The sequence below is a fragment of the Mesorhizobium sp. B2-6-4 genome (genome assembly GCF_006441495.1).
Classification (GTDB): domain Bacteria; phylum Pseudomonadota; class Alphaproteobacteria; order Rhizobiales; family Rhizobiaceae; genus Mesorhizobium.
In genome coordinates, this window is the sequence record NZ_VFUE01000009.1 from 111,306 (window position 1) to 127,926 (window position 16,621).

General features: G+C 60.5%; 10 protein-coding genes. 6 read left to right on the plus strand and 4 right to left on the minus strand.

Translation table 11 applies throughout. From position 1 onward, the window contains the following. Positions 1-9: 9 nt before the first annotated feature. From tssM to FJ426_RS14350, 5 genes are all read left to right on the plus strand, one after another. Positions 10-3,564 carry a type VI secretion system membrane subunit TssM gene (tssM, locus tag FJ426_RS14330; RefSeq protein WP_140560439.1) on the plus strand — a complete coding sequence of 1,185 codons (3,555 nt, stop codon included), beginning with the start codon at positions 10-12 and terminating at the stop codon, positions 3,562-3,564. Between the two features lie 158 nt (positions 3,565-3,722). Further along, positions 3,723-4,502 (plus strand): protein phosphatase 2C domain-containing protein, encoded by a 780-nt coding sequence (locus FJ426_RS14335; RefSeq protein WP_140498305.1) that lies wholly within the window; start codon positions 3,723-3,725, stop codon positions 4,500-4,502. After that, positions 4,502-6,928 carry a serine/threonine-protein kinase gene (locus FJ426_RS14340; protein ID WP_140560438.1) on the plus strand — a complete coding sequence of 809 codons (2,427 nt, stop codon included), beginning with the start codon at positions 4,502-4,504 and terminating at the stop codon, positions 6,926-6,928. The genes FJ426_RS14335 and FJ426_RS14340 overlap by 1 nt, the downstream gene beginning before the upstream one ends. Before the next feature lie 29 nt (positions 6,929-6,957). Next, positions 6,958-7,440: a DUF1036 domain-containing protein gene (locus FJ426_RS14345; RefSeq protein ID WP_224646917.1), complete on the plus strand. Its 483-nt coding sequence runs from the start codon at positions 6,958-6,960 to the stop codon at positions 7,438-7,440. Continuing rightward, positions 7,437-9,767 carry a M23 family metallopeptidase gene (locus FJ426_RS14350; RefSeq protein WP_140557343.1) on the plus strand — a complete coding sequence of 777 codons (2,331 nt, stop codon included), beginning with the start codon at positions 7,437-7,439 and terminating at the stop codon, positions 9,765-9,767. Before FJ426_RS14345 ends, FJ426_RS14350 begins: the two co-directional genes overlap by 4 nt. 68 nt (positions 9,768-9,835) lie before the next feature. On the opposite strand, the gene FJ426_RS14355 is transcribed toward FJ426_RS14350, so the two are convergent. After that, positions 9,836-10,369, minus strand: coding sequence for an OmpA family protein (locus tag FJ426_RS14355; protein ID WP_140498307.1), 534 nt, complete (start codon positions 10,367-10,369; stop codon positions 9,836-9,838). Between the two features lie 259 nt (positions 10,370-10,628). Between FJ426_RS14355 and FJ426_RS14360 the strand changes: the two genes are divergently transcribed. Then, positions 10,629-11,138: a hypothetical protein gene (locus FJ426_RS14360; protein WP_224519101.1), complete on the plus strand. Its 510-nt coding sequence runs from the start codon at positions 10,629-10,631 to the stop codon at positions 11,136-11,138. Positions 11,139-11,194: 56 nt separating this feature from the next. Here the strand turns inward: FJ426_RS14360 and FJ426_RS14365 are convergent, their stop codons facing one another. The 3 genes from FJ426_RS14365 to FJ426_RS14375 all read right to left on the minus strand — a co-directional run bounded on the left by FJ426_RS14365 (position 11,195) and on the right by FJ426_RS14375 (position 16,488). Continuing rightward, on the minus strand, positions 11,195-12,439 hold the full coding sequence (locus FJ426_RS14365) for a caspase domain-containing protein (RefSeq protein ID WP_140560437.1): 1,245 nt from the start codon (positions 12,437-12,439) through the stop codon (positions 11,195-11,197). A 19-nt stretch (positions 12,440-12,458) separates the two neighbouring features. Beyond that, positions 12,459-13,565, minus strand: coding sequence for an OmpA family protein (locus FJ426_RS14370; RefSeq protein ID WP_140560436.1), 1,107 nt, complete (start codon positions 13,563-13,565; stop codon positions 12,459-12,461). Positions 13,566-13,812: 247 nt separating this feature from the next. Beyond that, entirely contained in the window at positions 13,813-16,488 is a 2,676-nt protein-coding gene (locus FJ426_RS14375; protein WP_140560435.1) for an autotransporter, read from the minus strand. Between the last annotated feature and the right edge of the window lie 133 nt (positions 16,489-16,621).

A 16,621-nucleotide genomic window follows, 5' to 3' on the forward strand; every position in this document is an offset into this window, starting at 1 on the left:
GAACCACCCATGACGCGTTGGCTGTTGCGGATATTCAGCGTGATCGCGCTGGCCGGCTTCGTCGCGGCAGTGTGGTTTGCCGGGCCATTGATCCGCTTCGCCGACATCCGGCCGCTCGGACCTGGGTGGCTGCGCGCGACGATCATTGGTGTGATCCTCGCGCTGCTGGCGCTTTTTTACGCGCTGCGTTTCTGGAAAGCGAGGAAGGCGCAAAAAGCGCTCGAAGCCGTCGTTGCGCACAATGACGACCGCGATGACGATTCTCGGGTGCTCGAAGCGCGGATGAATGAGGCCGTGGCGGCGCTCAAACGGTCGAGCGGCAAGCGCAACTTTCTCTATGAGATCCCCTGGTACGTTGTCATCGGCCCGCCGGGTGCCGGCAAGACAACGGCTCTGGTCAATTCAGGCCTGAATTTTCCGCTTGCCGGTTCGGGGGACGCCCAACCGGTGGCCGGTGTTGGCGGAACACGTGCCTGCGACTGGTGGTTTACCGATCAGGCCGTGCTGATCGACACCGCAGGTCGTTATACGACGCAGGACTCCAATCCCGAGATTGACAAGAAGAGCTGGCTCGCATTCCTGTCACTGCTCAAGAGGTACCGCACCAGACAACCGATAAACGGCGTCATCCTGGCCATCAGCCTTGCCGATGTGATGAGCTTCGATGATCAGCAGCTTGATGCCCACATCGTCGAGATACGCAGCCGCCTGAGAGAAATTCACGAGACGCTGAAGATCCAGTTTCCCGTCTATCTGCTTTTCACCAAGGCCGATCTGGTTTCAGGGTTCACGGATTATTTCGGCGGTTTCGACGAGGCGCGCAGACGCAAGGTATGGGGCACGACATTCCAGACGGCGGAGCGCGATAGGAACATGGCCGCCGCGGCTCCTGCCGAACTCGATGGGCTGGCGGAACGACTCGCGGACGAGATGGCCGACCGCCTCCAGGAAGAGGCTGATCCGGTCACGCGCATCTCCATCTTCGGCTTTCCGGCTCAGTTCGGCGCGCTGAGGGGGCGCATAACCAGTTTTGTCGCCGGTCTATTCGACCCGTCCCGCAGCCAGGTGAACGCCAGCCTGCGTGGACTCTATTTTTCGTCAGGCACGCAAGAGGGAACGCCCATCGATCAGGTGCTGGGCGCAATCGGCCGCAATTTCGGGGGCAATTCCCGCCCGCATCTTTCCGGAACCGGCAAAAGCTTCTTTTTGCATGATCTGCTGACGGACGTCATTTTTGCCGAATCGGGATGGGTTTCGTATGACAAATCAGCTGCGAGGCGGGCGGCGGTGGCCAGATTTGGCGGCCTCGGTACGATAGCGCTGATCGCTGCTGCCGCACTCGGTACGCTCGCTCTGAGCTTCGCGGCCAATCGCTCGCTGATCGCGTCCGCAACGGTTGCCATGGGCCAGTATCGCGCGACGGCGGAAACGCTGCTCAAGGCGGCCACGGTTACCGATGTGGACCTTGAAAACGTCATCGGCCCGCTCGACCAGTTGCGCGACCTGCCGGCCGGGTTCGAAGCCGCTGAGCTAGCGACACCGATCGGGGAGACGTTCGGCCTCAGTCAGCGGGAAAGGCTTCTTTCCGCGTCCCGGACCGCTTATCGGAAAGGCCTGGAACGCATGTTGCGCTCGCGCCTGCTGATCCAGGCCGAGCGAACGATCCAAGCCAAGATGGGCGATCCCGCCGCACTCTACGAGCCGTTGAAAATCTACCTCATGCTTGGTGGCAAGGCGCCGAAGGTCGATGACGCGCTGATCGTTTCCTGGATGAAGCAGGATTGGGAACAGAACCGATACCCGGGCGAAAACAACCGCGAGGGACGAGCGCACCTCGAAAAGCACCTGCGCGCCATGCTCGCCTTGGACGACGCCTATGACCCCGTTTTCGAACTGAACCAGCCCCTTGTTGAAGCCGCACAACGCTCTCTCGAACGCATGAGCCTTGCCGATCGAGCGACCGCTTTGATCAAGTCGGCGATCTACGCGGCGGCGCTGGAGGACTTTTCCATTTCCCAGCAAGGTGGTCCCGAAGCGCAACTGCTGTTCGAACGTATCGATGGCAGCGATCTGGCGGACCTTCGTGTTCCCGGTCTCTACACTAATGCCGGCTTCAACAGGTTCTACCTTGCCCAACTCTCGCGCATTGCGCAGATGCTCGTCGACGAGCAGTGGGTTCTCGGTGGTGGCGGAGAGCAAGGCGACATCGATCAGCAATTGCTCAGGCTCGGCCCCGAACTTCTCGATCGCTACGGCAAGGCGTTCGCCGCGGCGTGGAACAGCGTTCTCGACCAGTTGAAATTCAAGGCGATGCTGACAGACAAGCCGCACTATACCGCGCTTTCAGCCGCTGCCTCCCCCAGTTCGCCGATAAAGCGGCTGTTTTCGGCGATCGCCAACGAGACGGCGCTGACACGGGACCTAGGTGACGGTCCTGGCGCCGAGACAGAATCCGCGGCTCAAAACCAGCAACGCAGCGCCGCAGAATTAGCCAAGGGCTTAGCCCGTATCGGCATACACATAGCCAACGGCAAATCGCAAATCCGCGCCGGCGCACAGCCCGCTGACGTACAGAACTTGAATCCGGGCGCGAACATTGAAGCGCGATTCAAATCATTCCAGGTCCTGGTGAACGGGCCCGCCGGACATCGCCCGATCGACGCACTAACCCAGAACTTCAGCGACATCTATCAAAGCCTGCGACTGGCCACCGAAGTTCCTTCGCAGGTGGAGCGGCTCAACGGTAATCTGCAGCTACAGATTGCCACCCTTCGCGCCAATGTCTCGCGTCTGCCCAAGCAACTCGGCCGGATGGTCAACACGACGGCAGATGAGTTCGAAGGTAACGTCGCCGAAACCTCGGTGACAAACTTGAACCAGATACTCGACCAGACGGTCACAGCCCCCTGCGAGGCAGCGATCAACGGCCGTTACCCCTTCGACGGGAGCAGCACCGAGGACGTCGCCATGGCCGATTTCGCGAAGCTGTTCGCCCCAGGCGGACTGATGGACCGGTTCTTTGCACAAAATCTGGCCTCGCTGACCGACATGACCGGCCAGGACTGGCGTTGGAAACAGGATACGCGCTTTGGACGCAACTTGTCGAAATCGACCTTGAAGGACTTCCAGTTGGCTGCGGAAATCCGCATTGCCTTTTTTCCATCGGGCGCTTCAGTACCCTCCGTCAGCGTCACCTTCATACCCTTCTCGCTGCATGGCGATGCCGACATGGCCGTACTTGATGTCGATGGCCAGACCGTTCAGAGCAACCAGACCGGAAATGGGCCGAGCACGGTGACTTGGCCGACCGGTACGGCTACCCCATCCGCGAGCCTCAGCCTGACACCAGAAATGCCAGGGCGCCAGTCCGCCATCACGTTCGAAGGGCCGTGGGCCTTGACGCGGCTTCTGAACAAGGCGGCTATCACGGGCAACGAGGGCAGCATGCAGGCCCACTTCGTGATCGGCGGGCGCGACGTCACCTACACGATCCAGACAGGGTCCGGCACCAACCCCTTCCTGCTCCCTGCCCTTTCCGAGTTCACCTGTCCCAAGGCGTTCTGAGATTGAGATGATCCTGGGCAGTAAGCCGCAGAAGCGCAAAACCAGGCACACACATATTTTAGTTTTCGATACTTTAATGTTTGAGCCTGTGGCAAAGTGGCACGAACGCGCCCGAAGGCGCGTCGCGGAGGACGCTGGGTGAAGCGTTTGGTGGCAAATTGAACAATGTCGCCCTTCCCATTGAAAGCTTCGGCGTGAGCCACAGAGGCTGTGTGCGGGAGCTCAATGAAGACAACTACCTGGTCGAGCCCCAGGCTGGCCTGTGGTTGGTCGCCGACGGGATGGGTGGTCACGACGCCGGAGAAGTCGCTTCAGCCAGTATCGTCAATCATCTGGCAACGATCGGGATTGCCAGCTCCGCACCGGATCTTCGGGCGCGCTTCGAAGACAGGCTGAGCAGGGCTAATGCCGAGATCCGCCGCATATCCCAGTCTCGCGGGATAACAATCGGCTCAACTTTTGCCGCCCTGCTTGCCATAGACGGGCGGTTCGCCTGCCTCTGGGCTGGTGACAGCCGCGTGTATCTGATCCGCGAGGCCTCGATCTCGCAAATATCGAAGGACCATACTGAGGTTCAGGAACTCATCGATAAAGGCATGCTCACCGAAGCCGAAGCGCTCACCTGGCCGCGCCGCAATGTCATTACGCAGGCAGTCGGCGTCAGCGACGAGATTGTCATCGATTTCCAGCAAGGTGAAATCCTGCCGGGGGACATCTTTGTGCTGAGCACCGATGGCCTGACGGCGCATGTCACTGATGCTGAGATCAAGGCTGCGACAGTGTCCGCGACACCTCAGTCGGCGTGTGAAAACCTGCTGGAAACGGTTCTGGCGCGTGGCGGAACAGACAATGTGACCATCGTGCTTGTCAGGGTCGCGGGCGGATACGATAGCCAGTCGCCCCGTCCAGCTGCGTACAAAGCGCGGGGGCGGGGCTGATGAGCGCCGACGACAAGACGCGGATATCGCCAAGCGCGGCCAACACTGCCGTGGGCACGCAACTGAGCGGTATCTACGAACTTGACGAGCGGATCGCATTCGGGGGCATGGGCGAAGTCTACCGGGGCCACAACATCCAGACCGGCGACCACGTTGCGATCAAGATCGTTTTGCCGGAATTCGCGCGCGACCAAACGATCTTGTCCCTGTTTCGCAAAGAGGCAACTATCCTGAACCACCTGTCGCATGACGCGGTGGTGCGTTATCACGTCTTCACGATCGATCCGGGGATCGGTCGTCCGTACCTCGCCATGGAATTCGTCGATGGAGCGTCGTTGTTCGACATCATGCGACGTGGGGCGATGCCGACGGGAGAGGTACGAAAGCTGTGCCATCGCCTCGCTTCCGGTCTAAGCGCCGTGCACCAGGCCGGAGCAATACACCGCGACCTCTCGCCGGATAACATTATTCTGCCGGGGGACCGGGTTGACCGTGCGAAGATCATCGATTTCGGCATCGCACGCTCGGCGACGGTGGGCGGAGAGACCCTGATAGGCGGAAGGTTCGCGGGAAAGTACAACTATGTTTCGCCCGAACAACTCGGGCTCTACAGCGGCGACGTCAGAGAGCAGTCCGACATCTACAGCCTTGGGCTGGTATTGGTTGCCGCCTTGCGCGGCAAGCCGGTCGATATGAGCGGCTCGCAGTTCGAAGTCATCGAAAAGCGCCGGACCGTGCCTAATCTCTCCGATATCGATGACGATTTTCGCGGCATTGTCGAAGCCATGCTTCAACCGGATCCGCGAGACCGGCCCGTCAGCATGGCCGAAATCGCCAGGATGACACGTGACGACAACGAGGAGACAATCCCGCCGACTTCCCTCACACCCCGCGTTAGGCCGGGTTTGCCGCCGATAGGGCAAGCCGCTGCTCCAGCCAGCAAGAATGAGGTCGAGCGGCACGACGACGCAGACGCGACGGGTTCAGGTAGGCCGCGCTTCGTCCAGCATGTGCGGCCCGCGCATTTGTCTGGACCGCCGCGCCCGCCCCCCCTCGGCGCTGCACGTACGGCCATGGCCGAGGTGCCTGGCAAATCCACAAGGACCCGAACGATCGCGCTCTGTGCCTTGGCGGCGCTAGCCGTGGCCTCTGGAGGCGGCCTTTATCTGGGCGGCGTCATGACGCCCGCGACGCCGACTGTCGGCAAGACGTCGCTTTCCGCGGCAGAGCCAGCAAAGCCCACGCCCCAAACGTCACAGCCCGCCGCTACGCAGGATGTAGCGAACGCGCCCGAGCCGCCAAAGGTTGTTCCGCCGGCGCAGCCGGAAACGCAGGCCGGCACACCGCCCGCCGAGGATAAGCCACATGCTGTGGCAGCTCAAAGACTGCCGTCGGCCAAGCCCGTCGACATACCTCTACGAACCGAGGCGCCGCCGAAGCCAATCGCGACGAACGCGCCGCCGCCCGAAAGGGCATCGCCGGCAATCCAGCCCGACACGACGGCCAGCGATAGGCAAAAGCCGACTTCGCCCGCTACGACCGCTCCAACCCCGCCAGAAGCCGAAACGGTCCAAACTCCGCCGCCGGCTGAGACGGAGGTTGTCGAGACCAAAAAGCCCGAACCACGGGCCAGCCCGCCGGCCGCCCCAATCCCGGAACTGAAATCGAATGCAGGTCCAGCGGTGGATGCCAACGGCAACAGCCAGATTTCTGCATTGCCGACAGGCAAGCAGCCGAACCAACGCGTTGTAGCGTTGAACGTGCCCAAACCAGCGATCCCCCCGGCGGTCGACGATATCGCTCAACGCGTCGCCTGGGTTCGCGCCTTCGGCGGCGGCGACTGTTTCTATGCCGCCGTCACATCTGCTACCGACAAGGCCGCCGCAATCGAAGGATTTGGCACGGCCGTCCAGCCATTCGAACGCATGCTCGGCGATTTCCAGGCAAAATTCCATGTCGAGCCAGACATCAGCGTCCGCCTCATTGAGCCAAGCCAATGCGAGGTAACCAATTTTCTGCGCTTTCTGGGACAGACCGCGGCCGACCAGCCGCAGCTTGTTCTCGACCGAACATCCGTGCCGAACGGTACGCCGATTAGCGGTACATTGGTAACGCGCAGAGGACTCATCTCCAGCGTTCTGCTGATCGACCACAAAGGAATGGTGTTCAATCTCGACGACCGCATCGTCACCGGGTCGGACAAGGCGACCTTCAGGATCCCGATTGGTCTCGGCGCGGCCGATAAGGCTGCTGGAAAGTCCGTGCCGCAGATAATACTGGTGATCACGGGCCCTCGCGACATTCAGTCGGCTGCCTTCTCCGATCCCACGCCGGCTTCGGCGCTGTTGCCCAAAATCATCGAGGAAGTCGAGACCGACGGATCTCGGTTCTCAGCCACTGCCAAGTATTTCCGGCTCGGCGGATAGCGTGGGCCTAGCATGGAACGCCGCCGCTGGTGTTTGACCGCTTGGTCTGCCCTGCCCGAAAAGCAGCAGGTCCGGTTCCAGCCCTATCTGCCCCGAGGGCGCGCATGAAACTCGCGATTATTTTGGGCGCTCCCCTCGCCCTGCTGTTGTCCAGCCAAGCGCGAGCCGAGTTCACGGTCTGCAATCAGACACTCGATGTCGTCAATCTCGCCGTCGGCCAGAAGGTCGACAATGCGGACCAGACCGATGGATGGTGGACCATCGGCGCAAACCAATGCGTGAACGTTATCCGGGAGGAACTGACCAACCGCTACGTCTACATCTATGCAACTGACGTGTTTGGTCATGCCATCCTCGCCGGATTGACCGAAATGTGCATCGAACGGCGACGTTTCTCGATCCGCGGCAGTGACGAATGCTGGCAGCGCGGCCACATCACCGCCCGGTTTCTGGAAGTCGACACCCTCGAACAGGTGCGGTGGACCTTCTTCCTGACCGCAAGCAATCCGTGACACACCATATCGACACGAGCTTCAGACAGAAGAAGCAGGCGCGCGCCGCCCTTCGCAGGCGCACGCTATGGCGTAGATTGATGGTGGGTTTGACCTCGGCTGTGCTGCTTTGCGTGGCCGCCGGTTTTTACCTGACCGCGGACTATTGGTCATTCGGCGACGAAGACGAGGAGTTGCATGCGGTCGAGGGGGCGGACGATGTGCCGGCCGACGCATCCGTCTACGTGCCAGCGCTGATCGATCTGGCGGGGGACCCGATGTGGATCACCCTTGCGCCAGATGCCGGCGCCGCAACCAAAGGCCGAGTGGTCCCGCGTCCGGCAGAACTCGATCAGGCCGACGTTTCTCCCCAGCTCGAAGTCCTGTCAGACGTCATGCTGAGCGCCAGCGAAAAATTCATGACGACGATACCGTCGACGCAGGAGGATTTCGCATTCTTCCAAGCGCAACGAAAAACCGCTGCCGCGCCATCGGGCGATCTGGAGAACGATCTTCAACCCTCGCCTCCCGCCAGGGAACTTGAAGCGGCTTCCGGTCAGAAAGCCGACAGCGACGATCCCGAAGCCGGATGGGGTGAGACGATCGATGCAGGCGATGCAGCCCTGCCGGCATTCCAGAAGACCGAGATCGAGAACAACACGAGCGTCGTAGCCGTCACCAATGAGTACCAGCGATTCGCGGCGACCGAAGACACGTTCGTAAAGGTTCTCAATGATCGCAGTCTGGACAGCGTAGCGTTGGATGCGCACTTCTCCGCGCAGGATGCCAAGCTGGCAGGCGAGGCCCTGAGCGTGCTTTTCCACCGGGACGGCCTGGCAGCGGGTTACGTCGTTGCGATGCGAGGGTTCAGGCCGACGCGCGACACGAGCGCAATGTCCCTGATGCAGGTTTCGATCTACGCCAAGAACCTGTTCGTCGGCACGCTGACGCGCAACGGCGCGGGCGCCTTCGTGTCGGGTGTTGATCCCTGGGTTCGCGAAGATCTGTTCAACTATTCGGGCGCACAGGAAGAAGGTACGCATAAACGACAGTATCGTCTGCTCGACGCCATCTATTCGACGGCAGCCCGCAACAATGTTCCAACCGGCGTGATCGGCGAGGCGATCATGTATCTTTCGAGAGGACAGGATCTGGACGCCTTTGCAAGCGAGGACCAGCGTCTGGTGATGATCTATTCACAGACGCCCAGGGGCAAGGACGAGGGCGCGGGACGGGTTCTGTATGTGGGCGTGCAGGGGAGCGAGAAAAGCCTCGACTGTTTTGTCTTCCAGCAAAGCGACGGCCAGTTTGCGTGTGTTACAGGTGACGATCAGGTACGCTCGCTGACAGTCACCAACGGCATGGTCACGCCGGTGAATGGCGTCATGACCTCCACCTTCGGACCACGAAAGCACCCCATTCTGGGGACCGTGCGCATCCATAAGGGCGTCGATTGGGCGGCACCCGTCGGCACGCCGATCGCAGCCGCCTTCGATGGCGAGATCACCTTCCAGGGCGATGGGGGAAGCTACGGCAATCTGGTCAAGATCTTGCACAAAAACGGCCGCGAGACGCGTTATGCGCACATGCAGAAATTTGCAATCGAAGCCGGCGTCGGCACCAAGGTCAAGGCAGGCGACGTCATCGGCTATATCGGCACCACCGGATTATCGACCGGCCCTCACCTGCATTTCGAGCTTTACCAAAACGGCGAGGCGATCGACCCCTTGGGCACGGTTACCGCGGTCGCATCGAACGATTCCGCGGTCGAAACGCTCACCGAGCGCATCGTTCACGTCGAAAGTGGCGGTAGTGCTCGCGCCAAGAATCCTAATTCTTCCGCGACGGGCGCCGGCCAGTTCATAACCAAGACCTGGATCAGGATGATGAATACCTACCGCCCGGAGCTTGCACGCACGCTGTCGACCGACGACCTACTCGCCCTGCGCTACGACGCCACGATCTCGCGAGAGATGGTGCGCAACCTGGCGCGCGAAGGCGAGGCCTACCTGCGCCAGCGCGGCCACCAAATCACGGCCGGCCGGCTCTATCTCTGTCATTTCCTTGGAATGGAAGGCGCGCATCAGGTTCTGTCGGCATCAGGTTCGGCGCAGCTGAGCGCTGTCCTGGGGTCGGCCGTCATCCAGGCCAACCCGTTCCTCACCGGCAAGACAGCCAGCTACGTGGTGGACTGGGCCGAAAGAAAAATGGGCCAGAAGCTGACTCATCTGGCAACCGACGCCGGGTCACAGACAACGACCACCGAAATCCGTCAGACGTCGCCGGAGTTCGAAAAATACAAACAGGCCATCACTGCTCTCATGGGCTCGATCCCAAATACGCTCTGAGCGTCAGGTCTGGCATGAGTTTCTTGCGCAGAAGGGTTCCCCCTCGGTTTGCCGCGCAGTTTCGACGGTTATTGCGTTTTTATCCGCATTTCCACGCGGCGGTTGGCAGGATCGTACGGGTTGGCGTTGCGAGGGTTCTTCTCGCCCATGCCGACGGCGTTGATGCGCGCGGCCTCGACACCGCTGGCCGTCAGGAAAGCTGCCACCGATTTCGCTCTTCGTTGTGACAGACCTTCGTTGTAGCGCAGCGTGCCCGTCGCATCGGTGTAGCCTTCGACGACGAAGTTGAACGTGCTCAGCCGGTTGTCTTTCAAAGCCTTGGCGAACTCTTCGAGCTCAGCGCGCGCGGTTGCGTCGAGTTGGGCCGAATCCAGCCCGAAATTGATCAGCATGTCGAGGTTGGATCTGCCTTCCTGCTGCCCATTGGTGTTGCTCTTGTTGCACTCCTCTTCGGAACCGACACAAATTCCTCGAGATTTGCCAAGATCGGCTGCGCCGGCAAAAAACTTCACGATGTCTTCTGATTTCCGAGCCGGATCGGCGGAAGCATGGTTCGAGAAAAACACGACCGCCAACACAAAGGCTGAACGACTCCACTGCATAGCGCTCCTCCTGTTTGAGTATCCGATTTTGATCGACCGCGAACATATCAAATTCCAGCGCAATTGTCTGTGGCCAAACGTTGGAGGTGCGATCATCGCGATTGTTTTGGCCGTGGCACGGCTTGAGACTTGACCCGCGCCGTGCCTGAGGCTTGAGTGGCCAAAGTTCCTCGATGAAAGCGCGGCGTTCATGGCCCATGGGCTCCGATTCAAAACGGCACGGGATCTTTTCGCAGCTTGTCCCGCTATCACCAGGGACATGCGCACTCCTCCGACCGAACAGCACTCGATCGCGTTTTGCCGCGACCTCCTCGCCGGGCGCATTCCTGAGGAAGCGATTACATTTTGCGCCTACCTGCTTCCCGAGCGGGCCGCAGTCTGGTGGGCCCACGAATGCCTAAGCCATCTGAGCGACCTCTTCGATGAGACCGATCACCGGTTGCTCGGTCTTGTCCGCGACTGGGTGAGCGAACCCGACAGCCCCCGCCATCGAACAGACGTCAGAGCCGCCGCGGCAAAATCGCCAACAACCCCGGTCGGCTGGATTATCCTAGCTGCGGGATCGCGTGAAGATCGGTCAGCCGTGGCCGCGATGCCGGCACTGGATTTGCAGCATTCTCCTGCTGCCTATGCAATCAATGCCGGAATTCTGGCCGGTCTGGCACGCGTGGCGCTCGTGGACCGTTTCTCGGTGCTGTCGGCGTTCGTCGAAATCGGTATCCAGATGGCCGAGATCGAGGCCCTCCACCAGTCAACGGATGCATCTTAGGGGCACTCGCCCACACGACCGGCACCCACAGAACTGGAGGACGCCCTCCGTCCCGCCTACTTGCAACCCCCTTGAGCCCATTTGGCGAGCGCCACCTTGAAGCGTGTCCCAAGCGGATGCTGCAAGCGCAGAACGGAGACATCGTTGGCGGCGAAATTCTTCGCCTGATCACACAGTCGGGTCTCGTTCCACTCATGGCAGCCGTCGCAGTGCTTGCCCTGCCATACCGAATTGTCGAGGCCCTCCACCGGACTGAAGCGTGGCTCGCCTTTTATGAGCTCCGCAATACTCTTCCCATCGATTTCGGGGTCGCCGAAATCGATCGGAACGTCGAAAAAGATCGGGTCGTCAGAGGCGAGTTTTGGGATTTTCTGACGGAGCACATTGAGTGCGAGTTGGGCGTCATTGGCGGAGCTCGACGGATTAGCAGTGGCATTGCGCGTATCCGAGCCGCCTTGCGGTCCGGGAACGCCCGCCTCACCGACGATCAGCGGTGCGTTGAGATCAACCTTGTGCAGGACGACCTCGGTGGTCAGCGAGACGTTGCTCCAGGGGCGCTGCTTGCTAGCGGTTGCCTTGAACACATCGGCGGTAACACGGTTCATCGCCTCAGTGATGGACACATTTGTCTCGCCAATGTGCGCAAGCAACGCCGAGGTGAACGGCGAATGTTTGCCGGATCCGTCGTAGGCGACCTGATTTGGACTGGTGGCGAACGCGACAAGCGTACCGGCACCGCCATTCTCGATCGAGATTTCCGCAAGGCCGCTTTTTGCTCCCCTGACGCCGGCGGTCTTTGCCAGCACCTCGGCTAGAGGATTGTCGCGACAGGCGTCGAGGAAAATAAGCCTTATGCTGGTCTCGCGAGACATCTGTCGCAGAACGAAATCGACAGGCACCGCCTCGAAGTCGAGCGAAGTCTCGTCCTCCAGGGCGGCATCGATCGGAAGAAGGTAGTTGCTGCCTGAAACCTGCAAGCCATGGCCCGCATAGAAGAAAAGCGCGATGTCCGCCCCGCGCACCTGCTTTGCGAACTGCGCTATTGTCGTCTGGGTCTGCAACTTGGTCAGGTCGAAGCCGGAAACGACGTCAAAACCAAGACCCTTCAGGCTTTCGGCCATGGCTTTGGCGTCGCGCACCGGATTGGCGAGTGCCGGGGCGTGCTGATACTGGGAGTTGCCAAGCACCAGCGCTGTACGGCGCTCGGCATCGGCTGCCGTCAAAGTGAAAAGCAGCGCAACTGCCGCGAGCCCGATTGCGCGCAGAAGGCTACTGCGACGGGCGATCAGATCGAAACCCACCGGGACAACAGATCCTTCCTCAGTTGACGAGCTTGGTGGCGGAAAACTCGATCCGCCGATTGAGCGCCTTGTTCTTCGGCGTGTCGTTGCCGGCGACTGGGCGTTCCTCGCCGTAGCCGGTCGCCGTGATCTGCGTGCGCGGAATGCCCGCTCCAACAATGGCGTCGGCCACTGCCTGGGCCCTGCGCTCCGATAAGCGCTTGTTCTCTGCAACCGGTCCATCGGCATCGGTGTGTCCGGAAACTTCGACCTTTAGGCCTGGGCATTTGCTGACGACACCGACGACCTCAGCGAGGAGCGGGCGGCTTTGGGCATCGAGCCGCGCGCTCGCGGGGCGAAAATAGATCGCCCCGGTACGGGACAGCACCGCAAACCTGTTGAGGCATTCCTCATCGTTGAAGTTGGTCTTCGTCGCATCGGTGGCGACGGGCCCGACCTCGGTGCTTGCCGCAACGGTCTGGGCGGCGGGCGGCTTGCTTCCGTCGGCCGTGAACACGAAATCGAACGACACCGATGCGGTAGGAACAATGTTGGTCACACTGGCCGCCTGTTGGAGTTTGTCGACATTGGGCAATAGACCGAAGTCTTCCACATGCACCGCGACAGGGGCCTCCGAGGCGACCGACACCATGGTGTCGCTGACCATGGTCACGACGACATTGGCCTCAAGATCCTTGTCGACCCCATGCAGGTTGAGACGGAATGGAAGAACCGCCTTCATACGTCGCTTGGTGGCGAGGTCGGCAAATGCCGCCGGATCCACTTTCGCTGTCAGTTCGGCGGTTGGAAACTTGTAGGTCTCAAAGAAGAGGAACCGCATCCGGACATTGCGCAGGTCGACCCCGGTATCGACTGAGTTGAGGTCAAAGGAGACCTTGGCGTCGCCGGTCGAAGTGAGGCTGCCGGAAATATTCCTGATCTTGTTGGTTTCGACGATCGTGTTCTTCTTGACCGACTGATAGGTGAGGACCGAAGCGGTCGGATCGAGCGCCCAGTTCGTCTGCGCGTTCGCCGTTCCCAGTCCGGGCAAAAACAACACGAACAACGAAACGATCAAGCCAAGCGTCTTCGCGGCGACTCTGCTTCTTGACCGTGCTTTGCGCCAGACTCCGAGAACTTCGAACATGGCTCCCCCTGCCTACGACAACAGAACCCCGTATCGACATCACGACCATGCGGTGTCTCCACAGAGCATAGAGCACTTGCTGCCAATTGGCGAGCATCCCGGTTGGTGTGCTTGGCCAGCCCGCGATCCCGGCATCGCGATACCGCACCTTGCCTGAGTGCGGGGGGATTTGAAGGTCCTGCTATTCCCATCCCAGACACGTCAGGAACTCAGCGCGGGCGCGGATGATCCGCGGATCGAGGAACCGCTAGAAAGCTATCTTAAGTCCGAGCTTGGCGCCAATAGTTGAGCTATCCGACGACGCCTTACCACGGACTTCGCCGTTGACGGTCGTCAACTCCGAGACTTTCAGGTTGAACCCCGCCGATAGCGCCACGGAAAAATCCGCATCGTCGAAGGCGATCGTCCTGGTACCGATCTCGGTCGTGTTCTTGTAACCGAAACGCTGCTGCAATTCGCCACGCGCATAGGGGCTGAACACCATACCGTTGCTCAGCGTGTAATCGCCATAAATGCCAGGCTCGAACTTGATGGCGCCAAATGAAAGCCGGCTCTTGCCGAACTGATTGCCACCGCTGTCAGTGTAGGGATCGCCGCGGAATGAAACACCAAGCAGGCCGCCACGCAGATCGAAACGGGTGCGTTCGCCCAGCGCGAAGATGTGGCCGACAGATCCCGTGACCGCGTAGCCCTCGGTGTCATAGCTCCCGGTGGTGTCAAGCACCCCGTTCATCACGTCGCTTCGGCCGAAGAAACCGGAGGCCGAGACCAGCGCGTAATTGTAGTCCTTGCGCAACAGTGCGTAGCCGCCGAACAGTCCGGCCTTGTTGTTACCTTCCCCTATGGCATCAAATCCCTGGAAGGCCCCGAGATTGACGTCAGTCGAGGCGTAGCCGGCGAATACACCGATGTTCAGGCCATACTCATTGTCGAACTGGAAATGCTTGGCGGCATTGAAGTCCAGGCTGATGGCGGCCGAAAAATCATTGGCATCGAAGCTCGGGCCCGGGCCATTCAAGCCGCCGCCACTGATGTTATAGCCGTCATGCTCGGTATGAGCGAACTGGCCGGAAGCAAAGACCCCGAAACTCGAAGAAACCGGTACCATTCCAGATCCGGATGCAGGCGAAAGGTGGAGGTCAGCATCTATCGCGTCGCGGTTTATGCCGTAGAGAGCGTCGAGTGCCACCTCGACCGCGCCCGCGTTGGTCGCGCTGGTCGGCGCCGCCGCAATGCCGAAACTGGCCGGCGTGGCACGCAGGAACAAGCCGCCATTCGGGCCGTTTACGATCTCATAGCTGAAAAGCGAACCGGGCGTGCCGGAAATACTTCCGAGACGGAAGGTGCCGGCAACCGGTCCGCTGGCCGAGACGATGATCGGGATATTGGTCACTTGGGCGAATTGGGGGGTGCCCAGCAGATTGACAATAATGGTGCTGGTGCCGGCGGCCGAAAACGCATTGGCAACGAGTTGATCCGACCGTAGCGTCTGTTGGTTGATGTCGAGGCCGATGGCGGCGCTGTTGAGGGCGAGGCCGCCGAGCGTCAACACGTCACCGGCGACACCGTCCATCATGTTGATCAGGGAATTTGTCGCGATGATCGAACCCGGCATAGTGACGTTGCCGTTGATGAACAGCGTTGAACCGTTACCGAGGTTGAGTTGGTTTATGCCCTGCGTGCCACCGCTGAAGCGAAGGGTCGAATGGTCGGCCGAAAAATTGTCGAAGCCGGCAAAGTTCTGGCTCTTGCCGCCGGCGGCAAGGTCGGTGCCGACGACTGTGCCGTTGGCGCCTGTACCGCTGAATAGCACCCCGTCGCTAAGGATGAGCGGCTCGACGGCGCCGATATGATCGATGGTTAGCGTGTTGGGTCCAAGGCCGGTAATGTCACCCTCGATCGTGCCACCCGACAAATGGACATGTTCGGCGTCGATGCCGCCCTTTATGTCGCCGCCGACGACCGAGACGCTGTCGAAGCCTAGGCCGCCGGTGATGTTGCCGCCTGTCGTGGCGCCTATGGTTCCGCCGTTGATGTTGACGGTGTCGTCGCCGTCATTGCCGAATATGCTGCCGCCAATGGTGGCGTTGCCAGCGACCATTATCGTGTCGTTTCCGGCAGCTCCGTCGAGGTCGAGGTCGACCGCGGCACTGCCGCTGACGCTGACCCGGTCATTGCCAGCCCCGGCATCCAGGGCATCAACTGTGCCTCCCGCAATGATGATGGTGTCATTGCCATCGCCCCCGGAGAGAACGCCGGCGGTCGGCGCGCTGAAAAAAATTCCCTCCTCGGTAGTGAGCATGCCGATCGATAACAGGTCGTCACCTCTGCCGCCGGTCACATTGCCAACCTGTGTACCGTCACCGAATATCACGGCTCTGTCGGCACCATCTCCAAGGTCAATGTCCTGAATACTGCCGCTCTGGATGACGACCAGGTCATCCCCGGCCCCAGTATTGAGATTGGCCGCGACGGTTGGGGCATACGGAGCCCCCAAGAAATCCCCATAGAACATCTCAAACCGGTCGTTGCCGCCGAGGAGTTCGATTGTACCGTCCGCCGGCTGCAAGGAGGTCGACCCTCCCGCAGGCAGGCCGCCTACGCCGGGTGTTGTCGCCGCTTTATCAGTCAGGAGGCCGCCAAAAATTCTCACGACGTCGTCGCCATTGCCGTCGTAGTCGTTGACGATGACTTCCGACGAGTTCTCGAACCCGCTAAATCGGGTGGTGAATACGCCATCGACGTCCTGAAAATCCCCGGTCGTCGTGCAGTTCACGGTAACCGATGTCGCCTGGAAGGGAGTGCCGCCGCCGTTTGCAGTAGCGGAGCAGGCCGCCGCGCCAGACACTTGGAACGTGGACGCCGCCGCTAAGGCGAGCAACGAGACTCCCGTCAATTGATAGGCCTCGCGCGACACTCTCATTCGACCCCACCTTACGAGAAATCGATACCGTCACAAATCAAGGCAATTAAATAGATCAACGATCCATCTCATGGGATCGTTGACTGCTTAACCGGCACTGTACGCGTCGCGTTGCTGGGCGGCAATGGTTTGG

Excerpts from the sequence above, each read along its gene's own strand:
- tssM (WP_140560439.1), top strand. The coding sequence starts at position 10 with ATGACGCGTTGGCTGTTGCGGATATTCAGCGTGATCGCGCTGGCCGGC.
- FJ426_RS14340 (WP_140560438.1), top strand. The coding sequence starts at position 4,502 with ATGAGCGCCGACGACAAGACGCGGATATCGCCAAGCGCGGCCAACACT.
- FJ426_RS14355 (WP_140498307.1), bottom strand. The coding sequence starts at position 10,369 with ATGCAGTGGAGTCGTTCAGCCTTTGTGTTGGCGGTCGTGTTTTTCTCG.
- FJ426_RS14360 (WP_224519101.1), top strand. The coding sequence starts at position 10,629 with ATGCGCACTCCTCCGACCGAACAGCACTCGATCGCGTTTTGCCGCGAC.
- FJ426_RS14370 (WP_140560436.1), bottom strand. The coding sequence starts at position 13,565 with ATGTTCGAAGTTCTCGGAGTCTGGCGCAAAGCACGGTCAAGAAGCAGA.
- FJ426_RS14375 (WP_140560435.1), bottom strand. The coding sequence starts at position 16,488 with ATGAGAGTGTCGCGCGAGGCCTATCAATTGACGGGAGTCTCGTTGCTC.